This is a genomic window from Pseudomonas sp. NUPR-001 (assembly GCF_052147955.1).
Lineage (GTDB): Bacteria > Pseudomonadota > Gammaproteobacteria > Pseudomonadales > Pseudomonadaceae > Aquipseudomonas.
This window is the reverse complement of record NZ_CP197353.1, coordinates 3,853,783-3,875,751: the sequence shown is the minus strand read 5'-3', so window position 1 is coordinate 3,875,751 and position 21,969 is coordinate 3,853,783. Positions and strand designations below refer to the sequence as shown.

Genomic DNA, 21,969 nt, shown 5'->3' with positions numbered 1-21,969 from the left:
GAACCTTACAGGGCGGCAATCGCGCTGTTCAGGGTCTGGCTTGGGCGCATCACTTTGCTGGTCAGCTCGGCATCCGGGTAGTAGTAACCACCGATTTCAGCCGGCTTGCCTTGAACGGCGTTGAGTTCGGCGACGATGGTCGCTTCGTTCTCGCTCAGGGCTTTTGCCAGTGGGGCGAAGCGTGCCTGCAGGGCAGCGTCGTCGTTCTGTGCAGCCAGTGCCTGGGCCCAGTACAGGGTCAGGTAGAAGTGGCTGCCACGGTTGTCGATACCGCCGACTTTGCGCGCAGGGGACTTGTTGGTGTCCAGGAACTGGCCGGTGGCCTGGTCCAGGGTCGCCGCCAGTACCTTGGCTTTCGGGTTGGCATAGGCAGTGCCCAGGTGCTCCAGAGAAGCGGCCAGGGCCAGGAACTCGCCCAGGGAATCCCAGCGCAGGAAGTTCTCTTCAACCAGTTGCTGTACGTGCTTCGGGGCCGAACCACCGGCGCCGGTTTCGAACAGGCCGCCGTTGTTCATCAGCGGTACGATCGACAGCATCTTGGCGCTGGTGCCCAGCTCCATGATCGGGAACAGGTCGGTCAGGTAGTCACGCAGCACGTTGCCGGTGACCGAGATGGTGTCCTGGCCTGCGCGGATGCGCTGCAGGGAGACCTTCATGGCCTCGACAGGCGACAGGACACGGATGTCCAGGCCGGCAGTGTCGTGGTCTTTCAGGTACTTCTGGACTTTCTCGATCAGCACGCCGTCGTGGGCACGCAGTGGGTCGAGCCAGAATACGGCTGGGGTGTTGCTGGCACGGGCACGGTTGACCGCCAGTTTGACCCAGTCCTGGATCGGTGCGTCTTTGGTCTGGCACATGCGGAAGATGTCGCCCGCTTCGACTTCCTGGGACAGTACCAGGTTGCCTTTGCCGTCAACTACGCGGATGGTGCCGTCGACTTTGGCCTGGAAGGTCTTGTCGTGCGAGCCGTACTCTTCGGCTTTCTGCGCCATCAGGCCAACGTTTGGCACGCTGCCCATGGTGGTCGGATCGAAGGCGCCGTGTTGCTTGCAGTCTTCGATAACGGCCTGGTAGATGGTTGCGTAGCAACGATCCGGGATCACTGCCTTGGTGTCTTGCAGCTGGCCTTCGGTGTTCCACATCTTGCCCGAGTCACGGATCATCGCCGGCATCGAAGCGTCGACGATAACGTCGCTCGGTACGTGCAGGTTGGTGATGCCCTTGTCGGAGTTGACCATGGCCAGTGCCGGGCGTACGTCGTAAACCGCTTTGACGTCTGCTTCGATCTGCGCTTGCTGTTCAGCTGGCAGCGCTTTGATACGGGCGTACAGGTCGCCGATACCGTTGTTCAGGTTGAAACCGATTTGCTCCAGTACTTCGGCGTGCTTGTTCAGCGCGTCCTGGTAGTACTCGGCAACGATCTGGCCGAACATGATCGGGTCGGAGACTTTCATCATGGTGGCTTTGAGGTGTACCGACAGCAGTACGCCCTTGGCCTTGGCGTCTTCGATCTCGGCAGCGATGAACGCGCGCAGCGCTTTGGTGCTCATCACGGCGCAGTCGATGATTTCGCCCGCTTTAACCGAGGTTTTTTCTTTCAGAACGGTGGTGGTGCCGTTCTTGTCCAGCAGTTCGATGCGCAGGCTGTCATCGGCTTCGATCAGCGCGGCTTTCTCGCTGCCGTAGAAGTCGCCGTGGCTCATGTGAGCGACGTGGGACTTGGAGTCAGCAGCCCAGGCGCCCATTTTGTGCGGGTGCTTGCGCGCGTAGTTTTTGACCGACAGCGGTGCGCGACGGTCGGAGTTGCCTTCGCGCAGTACCGGGTTCACGGCGCTGCCCTTGATGCGGTCGTAGCGCGCCTTGGCTTCTTTCTCGGCGTCGGTAGCGGCAGCTTCTGGGTAGTCAGGAACGTTGAAGCCTTTGGCTTGCAGTTCTTTGATTGCGGCCTTCAGTTGTGGAACCGAGGCGCTGATGTTTGGCAATTTGATGATGTTGGCTTCTGGTGTGGTTGCCAGTTGGCCCAGTTCTGCCAGGTGGTCGGCCACTTGCTTGTCGGCGCCGAGCTGTTCAGGGAAGGCAGAAAGGATGCGGCCGGCCAGAGAGATGTCCCGGGTTTCTACGGCAATGTCGGCGCAAGCGGTAAAGGCTTCGACGATGGGGAGCAGTGAATAGGTGGCGAGGGCAGGGGCTTCGTCGGTGAAGGTGTAGATGATCTTGGATCGGGTGGGCATATTCGGGTTAACTCTCTGTTTTGCTGAGCGTGCGCAGAATCTCGGAGGTGCGCAGGGTAAGCGCTTCGCTCAGACACATCCATGAGCAGAAGGTCGAGGATTCTGTGCGGTGATGGTGGATTGCATCAGTCGAGTGTCAAACGGCTGAGCTGCGGTAACAGCTCAGTCTTGTCGGGGCCTGCAGGTCTCGTTCCAGACGGTTCGCCCCAAGTGACCCTTTGGTCACCGGCGGAGTATACCAAACCCTTGGTCGTATTGATCAAGATCAACACGTCGAAGCGTGTTTTTTAGACCAAAGATGTAGACGATGCTGCCCCATTACGGGGCATTTTCCTGCGTGGTTCCCGTTGCCGTGCAACTGGGGTACGCTCTGGGGATCCAGATGACGTACCACACCAAAAAAAACGGAGTGCAGCATGGGATACCAGAAAATCAAGGTTCCGGCAGTCGGCGACAAAATCACCGTCAATGCGGACCATTCTCTCAATGTTCCTGATAATCCGATCATCCCGTTCATCGAAGGCGACGGCATTGGCGTAGACGTCAGTCCCGTCATGATCAAAGTGGTCGATGCTGCTGTAGAAAAAGCCTATGGGGGCAAGCGCAAGATTTCCTGGATGGAAGTCTACGCCGGTGAAAAGGCCACCCAGGTGTACGATCAGGATACCTGGCTGCCCCAGGAAACCCTGGACGCAGTCAAAGATTATGTTGTCTCCATCAAAGGTCCGCTGACCACGCCAGTGGGTGGCGGTATCCGCTCTCTCAACGTTGCCCTGCGCCAGCAGCTGGACCTGTATGTCTGCCTGCGGCCGGTGGTGTGGTTCCAGGGTGTGCCGAGCCCGGTGAAAAAGCCGGGTGACGTCGACATGGTGATCTTCCGCGAAAACTCCGAAGACATTTATGCCGGCATCGAGTGGAAGGCCGGTTCTCCCGAGGCGGCCAAGGTCATCAAGTTCCTCAAGGAAGAAATGGGTGTTACCAAGATCCGTTTCGACCAGGACTGCGGCATCGGCATCAAGCCGGTCTCCAAAGAAGGCACTCAGCGCCTGGTGCGTAAAGCCCTGCAGTACGTCGTGGACAACGATCGCAAGTCGCTGACCATCGTGCACAAAGGCAACATCATGAAGTTCACCGAAGGCGCCTTCAAAGATTGGGGCTATGAGGTGGCCAAGAACGAATTTGGCGCCGAGCTGCTCGATGGCGGCCCGTGGATGAAGTTCAAGAACCCGAAAACCGGCCGCGAAGTCATCGTCAAGGATGCCATCGCCGACGCCATGCTCCAGCAGATCCTGCTGCGTCCGGCCGAATACGATGTGATCGCCACCCTCAACCTCAACGGTGACTACCTCTCCGACGCCCTGGCGGCAGAAGTGGGCGGCATCGGTATTGCGCCGGGCGCCAACCTGTCGGATACCGTGGCCATGTTCGAAGCGACCCACGGTACTGCGCCGAAGTATGCCGGCAAAGACCAGGTCAACCCGGGCTCGGTGATCCTCTCGGCCGAGATGATGCTACGTCACCTGGGCTGGACCGAGGCGGCTGACCTGATCATCAAGGGCACCAACGGTGCAATCGCTGCCAAGACCGTGACGTATGACTTCGAGCGCCTGATGGATGGCGCGACCCTGGTCAGCAGTTCCGGTTTCGGTGACGCACTGATCAAGCATATGTAAGCAGCACAAAAAACCGACCAGCCCTTGCGGGTTGGTCGGTTTTTTATTGCCTGGAGGGTCAGGCTCTAACCGTTTCCGGGTTAGTGGTCGGGGCAGAGGTGGATTGAACAGTCGCGGAAGTGATTTCCACCGCGTGCAAGCCTTTGGGGCCCTGGATTATCTCGAAGCTGACGGATTGGCCGGCTTTCAGTGTTTTATAGCCGTCCATCTTAATGGCCGAGTAGTGGGCGAACAGGTCTTCTGTTTTCCCCTCCTCATTGATGAATCCGTAGCCCTTGGCATTGTTGAACCACTTGACTTTACCGCTTGCCATCCTCATATCCCTCTGCAAAGGACTCCATCACTGGAGTATCATCCACTCCATCCGCATATGAACCTGCGAAAATTCTGGTTGACTGCGCGGATCTTTATCGACCACGGTGGGTTCTTATTGGTTGTAACACCGTTTTGCCGATAGTCAAGGTGAGGTGATGGCTGTTCTGCATCACCTGTGCGGTCAATCCATAATCCAACTTGTCGAAATGATGAAATTCTTTCCATGCATGCACATAGCCAGATTCGACTAACATTCAATCAGGATCGCCCGCAATCGCATGAGGACGATGGTTCTGGCCTGGCGGTACAGGAGGCCAAGCCGGCCCTGCAGGCGCCACCGATGTACAAGGTGGTTTTGTTCAATGATGACTACACACCGATGGATTTCGTCGTCGAAGTGCTCGAGGTGTTTTTTAACCTGAATCGCGAGCTGGCGACCAAGGTCATGCTAGCCGTCCATACCGAAGGACGGGCAGTATGCGGATTGTTTACCCGTGACATCGCCGAGACCAAGGCTATGCAGGTCAACCAATACGCAAGGGAAAGCCAGCATCCGCTACTCTGTGAAATCGAGAAGGACGGTTAATCGCCGGCCACTTGGGTATGAGGTGAAGCTATGTTAAACCGCGAGCTCGAAGTCACCCTCAATCTGGCCTTCAAGGAGGCCCGTTCGAAGCGTCATGAATTCATGACCGTCGAACACCTGCTGCTGGCGCTATTGGATAATGAGGCCGCCGCGACCGTTTTGCGTGCCTGCGGCGCGAACCTCGACAAACTCAAACACGACCTGCAGGAGTTCATCGACTCCACCACGCCGTTGATTCCCGTGCATGACGAGGATCGTGAAACCCAGCCAACCCTGGGCTTTCAGCGTGTACTGCAGCGCGCAGTCTTCCATGTCCAGAGCTCGGGCAAGCGAGAAGTCACTGGCGCCAATGTACTGGTAGCCATTTTCAGCGAGCAGGAAAGCCAGGCCGTGTTCCTGCTCAAACAACAGAGCGTGGCCCGTATCGACGTGGTCAACTACATCGCCCACGGTATCTCCAAAGTGCCGGGCCATGGTGAGCACTCTGAAGGCGAGCAGGACATGCAGGACGAAGACGCGGGCGAAACCTCATCGTCGGGTAACCCGCTGGATGCCTATGCCAGCAACCTCAACGAGCAAGCCCGGCAAGGGCGTATCGACCCGCTGGTCGGTCGTGAGCTTGAGGTTGAGCGCGTAGCGCAAATTCTCGCGCGTCGGCGCAAGAACAACCCGCTGCTGGTCGGGGAGGCCGGTGTGGGTAAAACCGCCATCGCCGAGGGGCTGGCCAAACGCATCGTCGATGGTCAAGTGCCCGATTTGCTGGCGCAAAGCGTGGTCTATTCCCTGGACCTGGGCGCGTTGCTGGCGGGTACCAAATACCGGGGCGACTTCGAAAAACGCTTCAAGGCGCTGCTCAATGAGCTGCGCAAACGCCCGCAGGCCATCCTGTTCATCGATGAGATTCATACCATCATCGGTGCGGGGGCGGCGTCCGGCGGTGTAATGGATGCCTCCAATCTGCTCAAGCCGTTGCTGTCCTCGGGCGATATCCGCTGCATCGGTTCGACCACATTCCAGGAGTTTCGCGGCATTTTCGAGAAGGATCGCGCCTTGGCGCGGCGCTTCCAGAAAGTTGATGTCAGTGAGCCGTCGGTGGAAGACACCGTGGGTATCCTGCGCGGGCTCAAGGGGCGTTTCGAGTCTCATCACAATATCGAATACAGTGATGAGGCCCTGCGCGCGGCTGCCGAGCTTGCTGCACGCTACATCAATGACCGGCACATGCCCGACAAGGCAATCGATGTCATCGACGAAGCCGGTGCCTACCAGCGCCTGCAGCCAGCAGAGATGCGCGTCAAGCGTATCGATGTTGCGCAGGTTGAGGATATCGTCGCGAAAATTGCGCGAATTCCGCCAAAACACGTCACCAGCTCTGATAAAGAGCTGCTGCGTAACCTTGAGCGTGACCTGAAGCTGACAGTGTTTGGTCAGGATGCGGCGATCGATTCGCTGGCTACCGCGATCAAGCTGTCTCGTGCTGGATTGAAGGCACCTGACAAGCCGGTCGGCTCGTTCCTGTTCGCCGGCCCTACCGGTGTCGGTAAGACCGAGGCGGCGCGTCAGCTGGCCAAGGCCCTGGGTGTCGAGTTGGTGCGCTTTGACATGTCCGAGTACATGGAGCGTCACACCGTATCGCGGCTGATCGGTGCGCCTCCGGGGTATGTCGGTTTCGACCAAGGTGGTTTGCTCACCGAGGCAATCACCAAGCAACCGCATTGCGTACTGCTGCTGGATGAAATCGAGAAGGCCCACCCGGAAGTCTTCAACCTGCTGCTGCAGGTCATGGACCACGGTACCTTGACCGACAACAACGGGCGCAAGGCGGACTTCCGCAACGTCATCGTGATCATGACCACCAACGCTGGTGCTGAAACTGCTGCACGAGCCTCAATTGGCTTTACCCAGCAGGATCACTCCTCCGATGCCATGGAAGTGATCAAGAAAAGCTTCACGCCGGAGTTCCGCAACCGTCTGGACACCATCATTCAGTTTGGCCGCCTCAGTCACGAGACGATCAAGAGCGTGGTGGACAAGTTCCTTATCGAGCTGCAGGCGCAACTGGAAGACAAGCGTGTGTTGCTGGAAGTCAGCGATGCTGCACGCAGCTGGCTAGCTGCGGGTGGTTACGATGCGCAGATGGGCGCGCGGCCGATGGCGCGGCTGATCCAGGACAAGATCAAGCGGCCATTGGCTGAAGAGATCCTGTTTGGTGAGTTGGCCGAACATGGCGGCGTGGTGCACATCGACATCCGCGATGGCGAGTTGGTGTTCGACTTCGAGACGACGGCTGAAATGGCGTAATGCCTAGCGCGGGGCAAGCCCGCTCCCACGGTGGGAGCGGGCTTGCCCCGCGATCTTTCCCAGACGCAAACAAAAACGCCCGGCACAAAGCCGGGCGTTTTTGTTGGTGCAGCTTAGCGAGCGCGGTAGGTGATACGCCCTTTGCTCAGGTCATAAGGCGTCAGTTCGACGCGGACCTTGTCACCGGTCAGAATACGAATGTAGTTCTTGCGCATTTTTCCAGAGATATGCGCGGTAACGACGTGCCCGTTTTCCAACTCCACACGGAACATGGTGTTGGGCAGGGTGTCGACGACAGTGCCTTCCATTTCGAAGCTGTCTTCTTTCGACATGCAGTAAAGCCCTCGGTGTCCAGTTAATGGCCCGGTGCACAACTGCGCCAGGCAAAAAAAGTGGCGTGCATTGTGCCCGAAAAATGGACTTCAAGCCAACGATTTCAGTTCAACGTCACCCAGCGTTGATTGATCAGCAGCTCGATGGGGCGATACTGGGTCTTGTAATTCATCTTTTTGCAGTTCTTGATCCAGTATCCGAGGTAGACCGCATCCAGGCCCTGGTGCAGGGCTTCGGCAATCTGCCAGAGGATGGCGAAACGGCCCAGGCTGCGCCGTTCTTCGTCCGGGTCGTAGAAGGTGTACACCGCAGACAGGCCGTTGGGCAGCAGGTCGGTGACGGCCACCGCCAACAAGCGGGTGCCCAGGCGGAACTCGTAGAAGCGCGAGAACGGCAGGTCGCGCACCAGGAAGGTGGAGAACTGGTCGCGGCTGGGCGGGTACATATCGCCGTCTGCGTGGCGTTGCTCGATGTAGCGCCGGTACAGCTCGAAGTATTCCTCTTTGAACGCCGGGCGCGCCGCGCTGACGCTGAGGTCGGCGTTGCGCTTGATGATGCGTTTCTGCTGGCGATTGGGCAGGAATCGTGCAGCGGGGATGCGCGCCGGTACGCAAGCGTTGCAGTTCTGGCAATGCGGGCGGTACAGGTGGTCGCCGCTGCGCCGGAAGCCCATTTCCGACAGGTCTGCGTAGACGTTCACATCCATCGGCTGGCTCGGGTCGAGGAACAGCGTTGTGGCTTGCTCGTCTGGCAGGTAGCTGCAGGAATGGGGCTGAGTGGCATAGAACTTCAACCGCGCCAACTCTGTCATGATCAACCCCTCGGGAGGTGCTTTAGCGTTAAGTGTAAGCCAGCTGGAAAAACTCGCCTAACAAACCCAGCTGGCGCTGTTAGGTTGGTCCAGGTAGCGCTGCAGATAATCGGCGAAGGTGGCCCGGGCAATGGCGCGGGCACCCAGGCTGTGCAGGTGATCGGTGGGCATCTGGCAGTCGATCAGAACAAAGCCGGCCTGCTGCAGGTGCTCGACCAACTGCACGAAGCCGACCTTGGAGGCATTGTCGGCACGGCTGAACATGGATTCGCCGAAAAACAGGCGGCCCATGGCCAGGCCATACAGGCCGCCAACCAATTCACCGTTCTGGCGCACTTCAACACTGTGGGCGAAGCCCTGTTGGTGCAGCTTGAGGTAAGCCTTCTGCATGCTGTCGGTGATCCAGGTGCCATCCGCGTAGTCACGCGGCGCGGCGCAGGCTTTTATCACCGCGGCAAAGTCCTGGTCAAAGCTGACCTGATAATGGCCCTGGCGGATGAATTTTCGCAGCGAACGCGATACGTGCAGCTCGTCGGGGAACAGCACCGTGCGCGGGTCGGGCGACCACCACAGGATCGGCTGGCCATCCTGATACCAGGGAAAACAGCCGTGCCGGTAAGCCTGCACCAGCCGCTCGGCGCTGAGGTCACCGCCGGCTGCGAGCAGGCCGTTGGGATCGCGCAGGGCTTTATCCAGCGGCGGAAAGGTCAGGGAGTCACGGCTTAGCCAGGTCAGCATTGTGGTCTACGGGCAGAAGAGGGGAGGGCAGCATTGCCCGAAAGGGCATCCCGGGGCAAGGGTGGGGAGAACTGTCTTAATCATCCTGTGTGGGAGCGGGCTTGCCCCGCGATACGATTAAAGCAACTTGCACAGCCCTTTGTTGTCACACCTGCACAAAAACACCGCATAAGCCTTTGTCACAAAAGAAAATGCATGCTCCAATTGCGATATAGGAAATTGGCCCCCGTTCACGCTGGTTTCTGGTGTGCCGCCATAGCGGTAGGCGGGCAGTAATGTTAAAAGTAGTGGTTTGTTGACTGTTCAATTAGGTCAATCACTGTTGGACGCGCTTTGAGCGCAGGAATAGACGCGTTTTGAAAAAATCCACCGCAACACCGAATCCCTTGCCTGTGCCGCTCTGGCGCCAGCAGTTGCATTATCGCCTCAAGGAAGGCGCGCTAATCGCCATGGGGGCGTTGTGCCTGTACTTGTGGATGGCGCTGCTGACCTACGACCAGTCCGACCCCGGTTTCAGCCACACCAGCAACGTCGAGCAGGTGCAGAATGCCGCCGGACGTGCCGGTGCCTACTTCGCCGACGTGCTGTTCATGGTGCTCGGTTATTTCGCCTACATCTTCCCGCTGTTGCTGGCGATCAAGACCTGGCAGATCTTTCGTGAGCGTCACCAGCCGTGGCAATGGAGCGGCTGGCTGTTCTCCTGGCGTTTGATTGGCCTGGTGTTTCTGGTGCTGTCGGGCGCGGCCCTGGCGCATATTCACTTCCATTCGGCTGCCAGCCTGCCGGCCTCGGCCGGTGGCGCGCTGGGTGAAAGCCTGGGCGACCTGGCCAAAAACGCCCTGAACGTGCAGGGCAGCACCCTGATGTTCATTGCCTTGTTCCTGTTTGGCCTGACGGTGTTTACCGACCTGTCGTGGTTCAAGGTCATGGATATCACCGGCAAGATCACCCTCGACCTGTTCGAGCTGTTCCAGGGCGCCGCCAACCGCTGGTGGGCTGCGCGCAATGAGCGCAAGCGCCTGGTAGCGCAACTGCGTGAAGTCGATGAACAGGTCCAGGAGGTGGTTGCCCCGGTGGTGGCGGATCGCCGCGAACAGGCCAAAGCCAAAGAACGCATCATCGAGCGGGACCAGGCTCTGAGCAAACACGTGGCCGAACGTGCGCAGCAACCAGCGCCGGTGATTATGCCCGCGCCGGTCAAGGCACCTGAGCCCAGCAAGCGTGTGCAGAAGGAAAAGCAGGCGCCGTTGTTTGTCGACAGCGCCATTGAGGGCACCTTGCCGTCGATCTCGATCCTGGATCCGGCCGAGAAAAAGCAGGTCAACTATTCGCCAGAATCGTTGGCCGGTGTCGGTCACCTGCTGGAAATCAAACTTAAAGAGTTTGGTGTCGAAGTTTCGGTGGACTCCATCCACCCAGGTCCGGTGATTACCCGTTACGAAATTCAGCCGGCAGCCGGTGTGAAGGTCAGTCGCATTGCCAACCTGGCAAAAGACCTGGCGCGCTCGCTGGCCGTAACCAGTGTGCGTGTGGTTGAAGTGATTCCGGGCAAGACCACCGTCGGTATCGAAATCCCCAACGAAGACCGCCAGATTGTGCGCTTCTCCGAAGTGCTGTCGTCGCCACAATACGATGAAGCCAAGTCGCCGGTCACCATGGCCCTGGGGCACGACATCGGTGGCAAACCGGTCATCACCGACCTGGCCAAGATGCCGCATTTGCTGGTAGCGGGTACCACCGGTTCCGGTAAGTCGGTGGGCGTTAACGCGATGATTCTGTCGATCCTGTTCAAGTCTGGCCCGGAAGACGCCAAGCTGATCATGATCGACCCGAAAATGCTTGAGCTGTCGATCTACGAAGGCATTCCACACCTGCTGTGCCCGGTGGTCACCGACATGAAAGACGCCGCCAACGCCCTGCGTTGGAGCGTGGCCGAAATGGAGCGCCGTTACAAACTGATGGCGGCCATGGGCGTGCGTAACCTGGCCGGCTTCAACCGCAAGGTCAAAGACGCCGAAGAGGCGGGTGAGCCGATCTACGACCCGATGTTCAAGCGCGAAAGCATGGACGACGTGCCGCCGCTGCTGAAAACCTTGCCGACCATCGTCGTGGTGGTCGATGAGTTTGCCGACATGATGATGATCGTCGGCAAGAAAGTTGAAGAGCTGATCGCGCGGATCGCCCAGAAGGCGCGTGCGGCCGGTATTCACCTGATTCTCGCTACCCAACGGCCATCGGTGGACGTGATTACCGGTCTGATCAAGGCCAACATTCCGACCCGTATGGCGTTCCAGGTGTCGAGCAAGATCGACTCGCGCACCATCATCGACCAGGGGGGCGCCGAACAGCTGCTTGGCCACGGTGACATGCTCTACATGCCACCGGGCACCAGCCTGCCGATCCGTGTGCACGGTGCGTTCGTCTCGGACGATGAAGTCCATCGCGTGGTTGAAGCGTGGAAGCTGCGTGGCGCGCCAGACTACAACGACGACATCCTCAGTGGCGTCGAAGAAGCCGGTAGCGGCTTTGACGGTGGCAGTGGTGGCGGGGATGGCGACGATGCCGAAACCGACGCGCTGTACGATGAAGCCGTACAATTCGTGCTGGAAAGCCGCCGGGCGTCGATTTCCGCAGTCCAGCGCAAGCTGAAGATCGGCTACAACCGCGCCGCGCGGATGATCGAGGCGATGGAAATGGCCGGTGTGGTCACCGCCATGAACACCAACGGTTCGCGCGAAGTGATTGCCCCCGGGCCGTCCCGCGACTGATGAACCCTCTGGTCTGTGGCCCTCGACGGTCACAGGCCCTTTCTTACTGCAATGAGGATTGCCATGCGCCTGATTCGCATGATGTTGGTTTCCGCTTTGGCCGTGTCCAGCGCGTCGGTATTTGCCGGTGAGCAGGATGTGGCGCGTCTGACCCAGCTACTGGAAAAATCCAGGACCATCGAAGCTCGCTTCTCGCAACTGACCCTCGATGCCACTGGCACCAGCCTGCAAGAGACGGCGGGACAGATGTCGGTGCAGCGCCCGGGGTTGTTTTACTGGCATACCGATGCTCCGCAGGAGCAAGTGGTAGTGTCTGACGGCAAAACCGTCACCCTGTGGGACCCGGACCTGGAGCAGGCGACCATCAAGAAGCTGGACCAGCGCCTGACTGAGACGCCAGCGCTGCTGCTCTCCGGCGATGTGTCGAAGATCAGCCAGAGCTTCGACATTGCCTCCAAGGAGCAGGGCGATGTGGTGGATTTCACCCTCAAGCCGAAAACCAAGGACACGCTGTTCGATTCCTTGCGTCTATCGTTCCGTAAAGGTTTGGTCAACGATATGCAATTGATCGACAGTGTCGGCCAGCGCACCAATATCCTGTTCACTGGGGTCAAGGCCAACGGCGACATCCCGGCAAGCAAATTCAAGTTCGATATCCCGAAAGGCGCTGACGTCATTTCGGAATAACCAGAGGTAGTAGCGCTGTCCATGGACCTGTTTCGTAGTGAACCCGTCGCCCAGCCACTGGCCGCGCGCTTGCGCCCGGCCAATCTGGACGAGTATGTCGGCCAGGAGCACCTGCTGGCGCGTGGTAAACCGCTGCGTGAAGCACTGGAACAGGGCGCGCTGCACTCGATGATTTTCTGGGGGCCGCCGGGGGTGGGTAAAACCACCCTGGCGCGCCTGCTGGCGCAATTTTGTGACGCACACTTTGAAACCGTGTCGGCGGTACTCGCCGGGGTCAAGGAAATTCGCCAGGCGGTAGAAATCGCCAAGCAACAGGCCGGGCAGTACGGGCGGCGCACCATCCTCTTCGTTGATGAAGTGCACCGCTTCAACAAGTCCCAGCAAGATGCCTTCTTGCCCTATGTGGAAGACGGCACCTTGATCTTTATTGGCGCGACCACCGAAAACCCGTCGTTCGAACTGAACAACGCCTTGCTGTCGCGCGCGCGGGTGTACGTACTCAAGAGCCTCGACGAGCCCGCACTGCGCAAGCTGGTGAACCGGGCATTGACTGAAGAGCGCGGCCTGGGCAAGCGTCAGTTGAGCTTGGGTGATGCGGCCTTCAAGATGCTCATGGCCGCAGCCGACGGTGATGGCCGGCGCATGCTCAACCTGCTGGAAAACGCCTCAGACCTTGCCGAAGATGGCAGCGAAATCGCGGTAGAGCTGCTGCAAAGCCTGTTGGGTGACAGCCGTCGACGTTTCGACAAAGGCGGTGAGGCGTTCTACGACCAGATCTCGGCGTTGCACAAGTCGGTGCGTGGCTCCAACCCCGACGGTGCCCTGTACTGGTTTGCACGCATGCTTGATGGTGGTTGCGATCCCTTGTACATCGCCCGGCGCGTAGTACGCATGGCCAGCGAAGACATCGGCAACGCCGATCCGCGGGCCTTGAGCCTGTGCCTGGCTGCCTGGGATGTGCAGGAGCGCCTGGGTAGCCCGGAAGGCGAGCTGGCCGTTGCGCAAGCCATTACTTACCTGGCCTGCGCGCCGAAGAGTAACGCCGTGTACATGGGCTTCAAGACGGCCTTGCGCGAGGCAGGTGAGCACGGCTCGCTGGAAGTGCCGCTGCATTTGCGCAATGCGCCGACCAAGCTGATGAAGCAGTTGGGCTATGGTGACGAATACCGCTACGCCCACGATGAACCCGATGCATATGCCGCCGGTGAAGACTATTTCCCCGACGCGCTTGAGCCACGGCACTACTATCAGCCGGTACCGCGCGGCCTTGAACTGAAGATCGGCGAAAAGCTCAAGCACCTGGCCGAGCTTGACCGCACCAGCCCGCGGCAACGGAGAAAACCATGATCGCTGTGGTCGCCGCAGTCAGCGCAGGAGGCATCGCTGGCACCTTGTTGCGCTTTGCCACGGCCAATTGGGTCAATGCCCACTGGCCACGCCACTTCTATCTCGGTACGCTGGCGGTCAATCTGATTGGCTGCCTGCTGATCGGCATACTCTACGGGCTGTTTGTGCATCGCCCGCTGGTGCCGGTCGAGCTGCGTGCGGGCCTGATCGTCGGGTTTCTCGGCGGTCTGACAACCTTTTCATCTTTTTCACTGGATACCGTGCGTCTGCTTGAAAGCGGGCAGGCGCCGCTGGCCTTCGGTTATGCCGGAATCAGCGTATTCGGCGGGCTGCTCGCAACTTGGGCTGGCCTGTCTTTGACCAAATTCTGAACCAACGAGAGAACGACATGCTCGATTCCAAACTGTTACGCGGCCAACTTCAGGAAGTGGCGGACCGCCTGGCCTCCCGTGGCTTCAGCCTGGATGTCGCGCGCATCGAGGCACTGGAAGAACGCCGCAAGGTGGTGCAGACCCGCACCGAACAACTGCAGGCCGAGCGTAACGCCCGTTCCAAATCCATCGGCCAGGCCAAGGCCCGCGGCGAAGACATCGCCCCGCTGATGGCCGATGTCGAGCGTATGGCCAATGAACTGGCCAGCGGCAAAACCGAGCTGGACAGCATTCAGGCCGAGCTGGACGCGATCCTGCTGGGCATTCCTAACCTGCCGGACGAAAGCGTACCGGTTGGCGCCGATGAAGATCACAACGTCGAAGTGCGCCGTTGGGGCACCCCGCGTGCATTCGACTTCGAAGTCAAAGACCACGTTGCCCTGGGTGAGTTGACCGGCGGCCTGGACTTCGAAACCGCAGCCAAATTGTCGGGCGCCCGTTTCGCCCTGCTGCGCGGCCCGATCGCCCGCCTGCACCGCGCCCTGGCGCAGTTCATGATCAACCTGCACACCAGCGAGCACGGCTACGAAGAGGCCTACACCCCGTACCTGGTGCAGGCGCCGGCGCTGCAAGGCACTGGTCAACTGCCGAAGTTCGAAGAAGACCTGTTCAAGATCAGCCGCGAAGGCGAAGCCGATTTCTACCTGATCCCGACGGCCGAAGTATCGCTGACCAACATCGTTTCCGGCGAAATCCTCGATGCCAAGCAACTGCCGATCAAGTTCGTCGCTCACACCCCATGCTTCCGCAGCGAAGCCGGTGCTTCGGGGCGTGATACCCGTGGCATGATCCGTCAGCACCAGTTCGACAAGGTCGAGATGGTGCAGATCGTTGAACCGGGCAAGTCGATGGAAGCCCTGGAAGGCCTGACCGCCAATGCCGAGCGCGTACTGCAGGCCCTGGAGCTGCCTTATCGGGTGCTGGCGCTGTGCACCGGCGACATGGGCTTCAGCGCGGTGAAAACCTACGACCTGGAAGTCTGGGTGCCGAGCCAGGACAAATACCGCGAGATCTCCTCGTGCTCCAACTGCGGCGACTTCCAGGCCCGCCGCATGCAAGCACGCTGGCGTAACCCGGAAACCGGCAAGCCAGAGCTGGTTCACACCCTCAACGGTTCCGGCCTGGCCGTTGGCCGTACCCTGGTTGCCGTGCTGGAAAACTACCAGCAGGCCGACGGTTCGATCCGTGTGCCAGAAGTGCTGAAGCCGTACATGGGTGGCCTGGAGGTCATCGGTTAAATGGAATTCCTGCCGCTGTTCCACAAACTGCGCGGCAGCCGAGTGCTGGTTGTCGGTGGGGGCGAAATTGCCTTGCGCAAATCGCGCCTGCTGGCCGATGCCGGTGCGGTGCTGCGGGTGGTCGCGCCCGAGATCGAAGCGCAACTGGCCGAGCTGGTTCGGCACAGCGGTGGCGAACTCCTCAGCCGTGGTTACCAGGTGGGCGACCTTGATAGTTGCCAGCTGATCATTGCGGCAACCGACGATCAGGCGCTCAATGCCCAGGTCTCGGCTGATGCGCATCAGCGCTGCGTGCCGGTCAATGTCGTGGATGCACCGGCCTTGTGTTCGGTGATCTTCCCCGCCATTGTCGACCGTTCACCGTTGGTGGTGGCGGTGTCCAGCGGTGGCGATGCCCCGGTGCTGGCCCGGCTGATCCGGGCCAAGCTGGAAACCTGGATTCCGGCTGCCTACGGTGAGCTGGCCGGGCTGGGCGCGCGCTTTCGCGACAAGGTCAAGGCGCTGTACCCGGATGTCAATCAGCGCCGCGGTTTCTGGGAAGACGTGTTCCAGGGCCCGATTGCTGAACGACAGCTGGCCGGGCAGGGCGCTGAGGCCGAGCGTTTGCTGCAAGCGAAAATCGACGGAGCCAGTTACCAGGCGCCGGGTGAGGTGTACTTGGTGGGGGCAGGGCCGGGTGATCCGGATCTGCTGACCTTCCGCGCCTTGCGCTTGATGCAACAGGCTGACGTGGTGCTGTATGACCGTTTGGTTGCGCCGGCGATCATCGAGCTGTGCCGTCGTGATGCCGAGCGTATCTACGTCGGCAAGCGTCGTGCCGATCACGCTGTGCCTCAAGATCAGATCAACCAGTTGCTGGTGAAGCTGGCGCTTCAGGGCAAGCGCGTGCTGCGGCTCAAGGGCGGTGATCCGTTCATCTTCGGCCGTGGTGGCGAAGAGATCGAAGAACTGGCCGAGCAGGGCATCCCGTTCCAGGTGGTGCCGGGCATTACCGCCGCCAGTGGTTGCTCGGCTTATGCCGGGATACCGCTGACGCATCGCGATTACGCCCAGTCGGTACGCTTTGTTACCGGCCACCTCAAGGACGGCACCAGCAACCTGCCGTGGCACGATCTGGTGGCACCGGCACAGACCTTGGTGTTCTACATGGGGCTGGTGGGCTTGCCGACCATCTGTGCAGAGCTGATTCGCCATGGCCGTGCGGCGGATACCCCGGCGGCGTTGGTTCAGCAGGGCACAACGCCGAACCAGCGAGTGTTCACCGGGACCTTGGCCGACTTGCCAGCATTGGTGGCTGAGCACGAAGTTCACGCACCGACCTTGGTGATCGTGGGCGAAGTGGTGCAGTTGCGTGACAAGCTGGCTTGGTTTGAAGGATCGCAGGGCTGAAATAGCGATCGCGGGGCAAACCCGCTCCTACAGCGGTAGGAGCGGGTTTGCCCCGCGATCTTCTTGCATCTTACCTGCTGAAAATCCCCCGCCCGGGCAAACGCGCCCGATCATGCGCCGCACCAAAGTCCTGCAGCGGCCCTTTCGGCACAATCCCGTTCGGGTTAATGGTTTTGTGGCTCATGTAGTAATGCTTCTGGATATGCTCGAAGTTCACCGTTTCGGCCACGCCCGGCCACTGGTACAACTCCCGTAGCCAGTTCGACAGGTTCGGGTAATCGGCCAGGCGCCGCAGGTTGCACTTGAAGTGCCCGTGATACACCGCGTCGAAGCGAATCAGCGTAGTGAACAGCCGCCAGTCGGCCTCGGTCAGGTATTCCCCCGCCAGATAGCGATGTTCGTTTAAATGCCGTTCCAGGCAGTCCAGCTCAGCAAACACCTCATCAAAAGCCTGCTCGTATGCCGACTGCGAAGTGGCAAAGCCTGCGCGGTACACACCGTTGTTGATGGCCGGGTAGATACGCTGGTTGAGCGCATCGATCTGGCTGCGCAATGCTTCGGGGTAGAGGTCCAGGCGGTTGCCGGTCAGCTCATCGAAGGTATGGTTGAAGATGCGGATGATCTCTGCCGACTCGTTGTTGACGATGCGCTTTTCCTGTTTGTCCCACAGCACCGGCACGGTGACGCGCCCGGTGTAATGAGGGTCATCACGGGTATAGCGCTGATGGAGAAAGTCGATGTGGTCGACCTTGTCACCCGTGGAGCCCTGGCTCTGGTCAAAGGTCCAGCCGTTTTCGCCCATCAGCCAGCTGACCACCGACACATCAATCAGGCTTTCCAGGCCCTTGAGTTTGCGAAAAATCAGAGTGCGGTGCGCCCAGGGGCAGGCCAGCGACACATACAGGTGGTAGCGCCCGCCCTTGGCTGCCGGCAGCTGATTGCGGCGCTGCGAGGTTTCGCGCTGAAAAGAGCCGTCTTTGCTACTTTGATACCACTGGTCATGCCAGCGTCCGTCGATCAACAGGCCCATGCTGAGCTCCTTGGCGATTCGTTCGAATATAGAACACAGTCTACGAGCTTGCGTTCGAACGAATAGCGCAAAGTCTGCGCCTGTTTGATCGACTTTGTTGATGGGTCGCTTAAACCAGGCGCTGATCCCAGTAACGCTGTGCGCTGGCGAAGGCGTCATCACGATTAGCACCCAGCCCGCGCAGGGCCAGGGCCATGGTTGCGACCACAGCCAGCTCACCGTAGCTGTCGCGGGCGTCGCCGCGCCACACAGTCAGCATATGCTCAGGTTCAAGACTTGCCGGTTTGACATGACGCTGGGCGGCCAGTGCGGGCCATTCTTCATCCCAGTCGATGCCCTGCGCGGTGCCGTACAGATGGCTGGTAGTGTCAGGGTTGATCTCGATTTCACCTCCGTCACCCTTGACCACGATAGCCGTGTCGTTGAGCAGACGGCTGGCTTCGCGGTGCACCGCCTGGTAGCCCGGATGGAAGATGCTTTGCAAGCCACAGCGGGCACCCAGCGGGTTAAGCACGCGGGCGAGGGAATGGATGGGCGAGCGCAGGCCGAGGGTGTTGCGCAGGTCGATCATCCGCTGCAGTTGCGGCGCCCAGTCTTGCAGGGGGGCGAACGCCAGCTGCTGCTCGTCCAGTGCCTGGGCGACGGCAGCCCAGTCGCGGCACAACGGAATCTGCAACAGCGTCAGCAATTGCTCGGTGTACAGGCGCCCGGCCGTGTGAGCGCCACCGCCGTGCAGAAGGATACGCACACCGTTGGCGGCCAGGCATTTGGCCGCCAGCAAGAACCACGGCAAGTGGCGTTTTTTCCCGGCATAGCTTGGCCAGTCCAGGTCCACAGCGATCTTGGGTGCATCCAGGCGCTGGCGCAACGCTTCGGTGAAACCGGCCAGCTCCTCCGGGCTTTCTTCCTTGTGGCGCAACAGCATCAGGAAGGCACCCAGCTGGGTTTCCTCGACCTTGCCATCGAGCAGCATACCCATGGCCTCGCGGGCCTCTTCACGGCTCAGGCCGCGGGCGCCACGCTTGCCTTTGCCAAGGATACGCACGAACTGGGCAAAGGGATGTTCGGCCGGGGTTTCGGTGATCAGCGGGCGAGGGTTGGTCATATGCAATTGGTCGGCTTCGGCAGGCCTGCAAGTTTCGCGGCGAGTTTGGCGGGAGTGCCTTTGAACAGGCGGTTCAGGTGCATGCTGTTGCCTTTTTCCGGGCCCAGCTTCAGCGCGGTGTACTTGATCAGCGGGCGCGTGGCCGGCGACAGCTCGAACTCCTGATAGAACCCACGCAGCAGCGTTAGCACTTCCCAGTGTTCAGCGGTCAGTTCCAGCTGCTCCTGGGCAGCCAGGGCCTGGGCAACGTCTTCGGACCAGTCGGCAAGGTCAACCAGGTAGCCATCCTTGTCTAGAGCGATAGGGCGTTCACCTACGGTCAGGGTCGTCATAGCCAGCTGTTGACCTTGTCGTAGTCCAGCGACAGCGCAACGAACGCCGAATAGTCGATGGCCTTGATACTGTCGTCAGCGCTGATGGCGCGGGCTTGCAGGTCTTCTTCCAGGGCAAACAGGCGACCCTGCAGGTTGCGCGCCTGCAGACTGGCCAGCGGTGCGCTGCCCGGTTGCAGGGCATACACCGCATCGCCACACAGCAGCAGGCCATCGGCGCTACCGAGCAGGCGCAGGCAGCTGCTCAGGCGGTTGTCGCCAAACGGCGAGTGAGAAATTACATGCAAGGTGCTCATCAGAGGGTTACCACCTGGTCGAAACGGTCGATCAAAGCCGCCAGTGCCGCGTCATCCAATGCTTGCACCGGCAAACTCAACGCTGCTGCGGCCAAGCCGCGCTCCTGCAGGCTGCTGCTGGCAACGAAGAGTTCTTCAACACCGAACATCGGCAGAGCCTGCAAGTTGGCCGCCAGGTTCTTCTGCTCCAACTGGGCAGGTTGCTGCCCGGGGGCGAGCTGAAACACCCCGTCATCGAGAAACAGCATGGCCAGCGGCAAATCAAAGGCACCGCCGGCGAGGGCGATATCCAACGCCTCGCGGGCCGATGGCCCGGTCCATGGCGCCTGGCGGCTGATAATCAGCAACGACTTGGCCATTTCAATCACCTCCAAAGCAGATCAAGCGGTCGGCGATTTGCGCACCTTCATGCAACTGCCCAAGGCCCGACAGTTCCCAAGGGGCGGGCAGATTCACCGCCGGGCGCTGATAGCGCTGAGCTTCTTCGGCATTGAGCACGCCACGGCGCAATGCAGCAGCAATACACACCACCGCATCGAGCTGATGCTCACTGATAAACGAGCGCCACTGGGCCGCGACATCCAGTTCATCCTGTGGGGTGACGACGTTGGCGGAGGCGCTGTGCACGCCGTCCTGATAGAAGAACAGCCGGACAATTTCGTGCCCGCTGGCCAGCGCAGCCTGAGCAAACTTCAGGGCGCGGCGCGAGGAGGGGGCATGGGCTGGAGAAAAAACCGCAATGGCGAACTTCATGGAAGGCTCATTCAGCAAAACTGTGCCAATCATAAAGCAAATTGTAGGAGCGGGCTTGCCCCGCGAAACCCGCTCCCGTCATTCACACCTGCTCTTTATGCTCCGGCAAAAACCAGTTCAACACCAAAGCACAAATCCCCCCGGTCGCCACACCCGATTCCAGCACATTGCGCAGCGCCGCCGGCATATGCGCCAGAAACTCTGGAACCTGCGCCACACCCAGGCCCAGCGCCAGCGACACGGCAATAATCAGCAAGGCCCGACGGTCGAGGCTGATGCTCGCCAGAATATTGATCCCCGACGCCGCCACTGCACCGAACATCACCATCGCCGCGCCACCCAGCACCGGCTCCGGTACCGCCTGAATCACCCCGGCAACACTCGGGAACAGACCGAGAATCACCAACATGACCGCAATCCACACACCGATATGGCGGCTGGCGATCCCGGTCAACTGAATGACCCCGTTGTTCTGCGCAAAGATCGAGCTCGGGAAGGTATTGAACACCCCGGCCAGCAGCGAGTTAGCGCCGTTGACCAGCACCCCGCCCTTGATCCGCTGCATCCACAATGGGCCTTCGACCGGCTGGCGCGAGACCTTGCTGGTAGCCGTAACATCACCAATGGCTTCCAGCGACGTCACCAGATAGATCACCAGCATCGGAATGAACAGCGCCCAGGAAAAGCCCAGGCCGAAATGCAGCGGCATTGGCACCTGGAACAGCTCGGCTTCATGCATGCCGGTAAAGTCCAGACGACCCAGATAGCCCGCCAGGGCGTAACCCACGGCCAGCGCAATGACAATTGCACAGCTGCGCATCCACACCACCGGAATACGGTTAAGCACCACAATAATCGCCAGCACCACGCCAGACAGCAGCAGGTTCTCGCCATTGGCAAAGGTGCCATTGCTCATCGCAGCAAAACCACCGCCCATGCTGATCAGGCCGACCTTGATCAGCGTCAGGCCGATCATCAGCACCACAATGCCGGTGACCAGTGGCGTGATCAGGCGCTTAACGAACGGCAAAATTCGCGAAATACCCATTTCCACGAACGAACCGGCAATCACCACACCGAAAATCGCCGCCATCACCGCTTCCACCGGCGTGCCTTGCTTGACCATCAGCGCGCCACCGGCGATCAACGGCCCGACAAAGTTGAAACTGGTGCCTTGCACAATCAGCAGCCCGGCGCCGAACGGCCCAAAGCGGCGGCACTGAACAAACGTCGCGATCCCGGAAATCACCAGCGACATCGACACAATCAGGTTGGTATCGCGAGGCGAAACCCCCAATGCCTGGCAAATCAACAGGCCTGGCGTCACGATCGGAACAATGATCGCCAGCAAATGCTGCAATGCTGCCAGCATCGCGATCAGCGGCCGCGGCCGGTCTTCAAGGCCGAGGACCAGTTCATTGGCCTGCGCGGGTGCGCCGGGTCCTTGCTCGATTGAACTCATGGGAGTGCTGCCCCGGAAGAAAAAAGGAGCGCATTCTACGTGCAAACACCGGCCAAGTGTAGGCGCGCCGCGCCGGGTGGGTGCAACCGTCTTGCACCACCTGTGGCGGCAACCGTATTGCTCTACCTGTAGGAGCGGGCTTG

General features: G+C 60.0%; 21 protein-coding genes. 9 read left to right on the top strand and 12 right to left on the bottom strand.

Going from position 1 to position 21,969, the window contains the following annotated elements:
* Positions 1–5 precede the first annotated feature (5 nt).
* Positions 6–2,231, bottom strand: a complete 2,226-nt coding sequence (locus ACP6KB_RS17555; protein ID WP_442108556.1) for an NADP-dependent isocitrate dehydrogenase — start codon at positions 2,229–2,231, stop codon at positions 6–8.
* A gap of 416 nt (positions 2,232–2,647) precedes the next feature.
* Here ACP6KB_RS17555 and icd point away from each other — a divergent pair, with 416 nt between their 5' ends.
* Positions 2,648–3,904, top strand: a complete 1,257-nt coding sequence (gene icd / locus ACP6KB_RS17550; protein ID WP_442108554.1) for an NADP-dependent isocitrate dehydrogenase — start codon at positions 2,648–2,650, stop codon at positions 3,902–3,904.
* 58 nt (positions 3,905–3,962) lie between these two features.
* On the opposite strand, the gene cspD is transcribed toward icd, so the two are convergent.
* Positions 3,963–4,217 (bottom strand): cold shock domain-containing protein CspD, encoded by a 255-nt coding sequence (gene cspD, locus ACP6KB_RS17545; RefSeq protein WP_442108552.1) that lies wholly within the window; start codon positions 4,215–4,217, stop codon positions 3,963–3,965.
* Positions 4,218–4,442: 225 nt separating this feature from the next.
* On the opposite strand from cspD, the gene clpS reads away from it, so the two are divergent.
* Together clpS and clpA are read left to right on the top strand one after the other, a co-directional pair.
* Positions 4,443–4,805, top strand: a complete 363-nt coding sequence (gene clpS / locus ACP6KB_RS17540) for an ATP-dependent Clp protease adapter ClpS (RefSeq protein ID WP_009400967.1) — start codon at positions 4,443–4,445, stop codon at positions 4,803–4,805.
* Between the two features lie 30 nt (positions 4,806–4,835).
* Complete coding sequence (gene clpA, locus ACP6KB_RS17535; RefSeq protein WP_442108549.1) at positions 4,836–7,106, top strand: ATP-dependent Clp protease ATP-binding subunit ClpA; 2,271 nt, start codon at positions 4,836–4,838, stop codon at positions 7,104–7,106.
* Positions 7,107–7,219: 113 nt separating this feature from the next.
* Here the strand turns inward: clpA and infA are convergent, their stop codons facing one another.
* The 3 genes from infA to aat all read right to left on the bottom strand — a co-directional run bounded on the left by infA (position 7,220) and on the right by aat (position 8,988).
* On the bottom strand, positions 7,220–7,438 hold the full coding sequence (gene infA, locus ACP6KB_RS17530) for a translation initiation factor IF-1 (RefSeq protein ID WP_002553999.1): 219 nt from the start codon (positions 7,436–7,438) through the stop codon (positions 7,220–7,222).
* A gap of 104 nt (positions 7,439–7,542) precedes the next feature.
* Positions 7,543–8,250: an arginyltransferase gene (locus tag ACP6KB_RS17525; RefSeq protein ID WP_442108547.1), complete on the bottom strand. Its 708-nt coding sequence runs from the start codon at positions 8,248–8,250 to the stop codon at positions 7,543–7,545.
* Between the two features lie 57 nt (positions 8,251–8,307).
* Complete coding sequence (aat, locus tag ACP6KB_RS17520; protein WP_442108545.1) at positions 8,308–8,988, bottom strand: leucyl/phenylalanyl-tRNA--protein transferase; 681 nt, start codon at positions 8,986–8,988, stop codon at positions 8,308–8,310.
* Positions 8,989–9,344: 356 nt separating this feature from the next.
* On the opposite strand from aat, the gene ftsK reads away from it, so the two are divergent.
* The 6 genes from ftsK to cysG all read left to right on the top strand — a co-directional run bounded on the left by ftsK (position 9,345) and on the right by cysG (position 16,848).
* Positions 9,345–11,756, top strand: coding sequence for a DNA translocase FtsK (ftsK, locus tag ACP6KB_RS17515; RefSeq protein WP_442108543.1), 2,412 nt, complete (start codon positions 9,345–9,347; stop codon positions 11,754–11,756).
* A gap of 63 nt (positions 11,757–11,819) precedes the next feature.
* Entirely contained in the window at positions 11,820–12,443 is a 624-nt protein-coding gene (gene lolA / locus ACP6KB_RS17510) for an outer membrane lipoprotein chaperone LolA (protein ID WP_442108541.1), read from the top strand.
* A 21-nt stretch (positions 12,444–12,464) separates the two neighbouring features.
* The gene (locus tag ACP6KB_RS17505) at positions 12,465–13,790 is read left to right on the top strand and encodes a replication-associated recombination protein A (RefSeq protein ID WP_442108539.1); all 1,326 of its coding nucleotides are present in this window, start codon (positions 12,465–12,467) and stop codon (positions 13,788–13,790) included.
* Complete coding sequence (gene crcB, locus ACP6KB_RS17500; protein ID WP_442108537.1) at positions 13,787–14,161, top strand: fluoride efflux transporter CrcB; 375 nt, start codon at positions 13,787–13,789, stop codon at positions 14,159–14,161. The genes ACP6KB_RS17505 and crcB overlap by 4 nt, the downstream gene beginning before the upstream one ends.
* A gap of 17 nt (positions 14,162–14,178) precedes the next feature.
* Positions 14,179–15,459 (top strand): serine--tRNA ligase, encoded by a 1,281-nt coding sequence (serS, locus tag ACP6KB_RS17495; RefSeq protein WP_442108535.1) that lies wholly within the window; start codon positions 14,179–14,181, stop codon positions 15,457–15,459.
* The gene (gene cysG / locus ACP6KB_RS17490) at positions 15,460–16,848 is read left to right on the top strand and encodes a siroheme synthase CysG (protein ID WP_442108533.1); all 1,389 of its coding nucleotides are present in this window, start codon (positions 15,460–15,462) and stop codon (positions 16,846–16,848) included.
* A 70-nt stretch (positions 16,849–16,918) separates the two neighbouring features.
* On the opposite strand, the gene ACP6KB_RS17485 is transcribed toward cysG, so the two are convergent.
* From ACP6KB_RS17485 to ACP6KB_RS17455, 7 genes are all read right to left on the bottom strand, one after another.
* On the bottom strand, positions 16,919–17,878 hold the full coding sequence (locus ACP6KB_RS17485; RefSeq protein ID WP_442108531.1) for a glutathione S-transferase family protein: 960 nt from the start codon (positions 17,876–17,878) through the stop codon (positions 16,919–16,921).
* Positions 17,879–17,987: 109 nt separating this feature from the next.
* A complete protein-coding gene (locus ACP6KB_RS17480) occupies positions 17,988–18,983 on the bottom strand; it encodes a glycosyl transferase family protein (protein WP_442108529.1) in 996 nt (331 codons plus the stop codon).
* Complete coding sequence (locus ACP6KB_RS17475) at positions 18,980–19,315, bottom strand: TusE/DsrC/DsvC family sulfur relay protein (protein WP_442108527.1); 336 nt, start codon at positions 19,313–19,315, stop codon at positions 18,980–18,982. Before ACP6KB_RS17475 ends, ACP6KB_RS17480 begins: the two co-directional genes overlap by 4 nt.
* Positions 19,312–19,611 carry a sulfurtransferase complex subunit TusB gene (gene tusB, locus ACP6KB_RS17470; protein WP_442108525.1) on the bottom strand — a complete coding sequence of 100 codons (300 nt, stop codon included), beginning with the start codon at positions 19,609–19,611 and terminating at the stop codon, positions 19,312–19,314. Before tusB ends, ACP6KB_RS17475 begins: the two co-directional genes overlap by 4 nt.
* Positions 19,611–19,970 (bottom strand): sulfurtransferase complex subunit TusC, encoded by a 360-nt coding sequence (gene tusC, locus ACP6KB_RS17465; protein ID WP_442108523.1) that lies wholly within the window; start codon positions 19,968–19,970, stop codon positions 19,611–19,613. The genes tusB and tusC overlap by 1 nt, the downstream gene beginning before the upstream one ends.
* A gap of 1 nt (position 19,971) precedes the next feature.
* A complete protein-coding gene (gene tusD, locus ACP6KB_RS17460; protein ID WP_442108521.1) occupies positions 19,972–20,364 on the bottom strand; it encodes a sulfurtransferase complex subunit TusD in 393 nt (130 codons plus the stop codon).
* A gap of 82 nt (positions 20,365–20,446) precedes the next feature.
* Positions 20,447–21,826 (bottom strand): nucleobase:cation symporter-2 family protein, encoded by a 1,380-nt coding sequence (locus tag ACP6KB_RS17455; RefSeq protein WP_442108519.1) that lies wholly within the window; start codon positions 21,824–21,826, stop codon positions 20,447–20,449.
* Positions 21,827–21,969: the final 143 nt, after the last annotated feature.

Excerpts from the sequence above, each read along its gene's own strand:
- ACP6KB_RS17525 (WP_442108547.1), bottom strand. The coding sequence starts at position 8,250 with ATGACAGAGTTGGCGCGGTTGAAGTTCTATGCCACTCAGCCCCATTCC.
- tusC (WP_442108523.1), bottom strand. The coding sequence starts at position 19,970 with ATGGCCAAGTCGTTGCTGATTATCAGCCGCCAGGCGCCATGGACCGGG.
- aat (WP_442108545.1), bottom strand. The coding sequence starts at position 8,988 with ATGCTGACCTGGCTAAGCCGTGACTCCCTGACCTTTCCGCCGCTGGAT.
- ACP6KB_RS17485 (WP_442108531.1), bottom strand. The coding sequence starts at position 17,878 with ATGGGCCTGTTGATCGACGGACGCTGGCATGACCAGTGGTATCAAAGT.
- cysG (WP_442108533.1), top strand. The coding sequence starts at position 15,460 with ATGGAATTCCTGCCGCTGTTCCACAAACTGCGCGGCAGCCGAGTGCTG.
- tusD (WP_442108521.1), bottom strand. The coding sequence starts at position 20,364 with ATGAAGTTCGCCATTGCGGTTTTTTCTCCAGCCCATGCCCCCTCCTCG.
- crcB (WP_442108537.1), top strand. The coding sequence starts at position 13,787 with ATGATCGCTGTGGTCGCCGCAGTCAGCGCAGGAGGCATCGCTGGCACC.
- ACP6KB_RS17555 (WP_442108556.1), bottom strand. The coding sequence starts at position 2,231 with ATGCCCACCCGATCCAAGATCATCTACACCTTCACCGACGAAGCCCCT.
- clpS (WP_009400967.1), top strand. The coding sequence starts at position 4,443 with ATGCATGCACATAGCCAGATTCGACTAACATTCAATCAGGATCGCCCG.
- lolA (WP_442108541.1), top strand. The coding sequence starts at position 11,820 with ATGCGCCTGATTCGCATGATGTTGGTTTCCGCTTTGGCCGTGTCCAGC.
- infA (WP_002553999.1), bottom strand. The coding sequence starts at position 7,438 with ATGTCGAAAGAAGACAGCTTCGAAATGGAAGGCACTGTCGTCGACACC.
- clpA (WP_442108549.1), top strand. The coding sequence starts at position 4,836 with ATGTTAAACCGCGAGCTCGAAGTCACCCTCAATCTGGCCTTCAAGGAG.
- tusB (WP_442108525.1), bottom strand. The coding sequence starts at position 19,611 with ATGAGCACCTTGCATGTAATTTCTCACTCGCCGTTTGGCGACAACCGC.
- ACP6KB_RS17480 (WP_442108529.1), bottom strand. The coding sequence starts at position 18,983 with ATGACCAACCCTCGCCCGCTGATCACCGAAACCCCGGCCGAACATCCC.
- ACP6KB_RS17475 (WP_442108527.1), bottom strand. The coding sequence starts at position 19,315 with ATGACGACCCTGACCGTAGGTGAACGCCCTATCGCTCTAGACAAGGAT.
- cspD (WP_442108552.1), bottom strand. The coding sequence starts at position 4,217 with ATGGCAAGCGGTAAAGTCAAGTGGTTCAACAATGCCAAGGGCTACGGA.
- ACP6KB_RS17505 (WP_442108539.1), top strand. The coding sequence starts at position 12,465 with ATGGACCTGTTTCGTAGTGAACCCGTCGCCCAGCCACTGGCCGCGCGC.
- serS (WP_442108535.1), top strand. The coding sequence starts at position 14,179 with ATGCTCGATTCCAAACTGTTACGCGGCCAACTTCAGGAAGTGGCGGAC.
- ACP6KB_RS17455 (WP_442108519.1), bottom strand. The coding sequence starts at position 21,826 with ATGAGTTCAATCGAGCAAGGACCCGGCGCACCCGCGCAGGCCAATGAA.
- icd (WP_442108554.1), top strand. The coding sequence starts at position 2,648 with ATGGGATACCAGAAAATCAAGGTTCCGGCAGTCGGCGACAAAATCACC.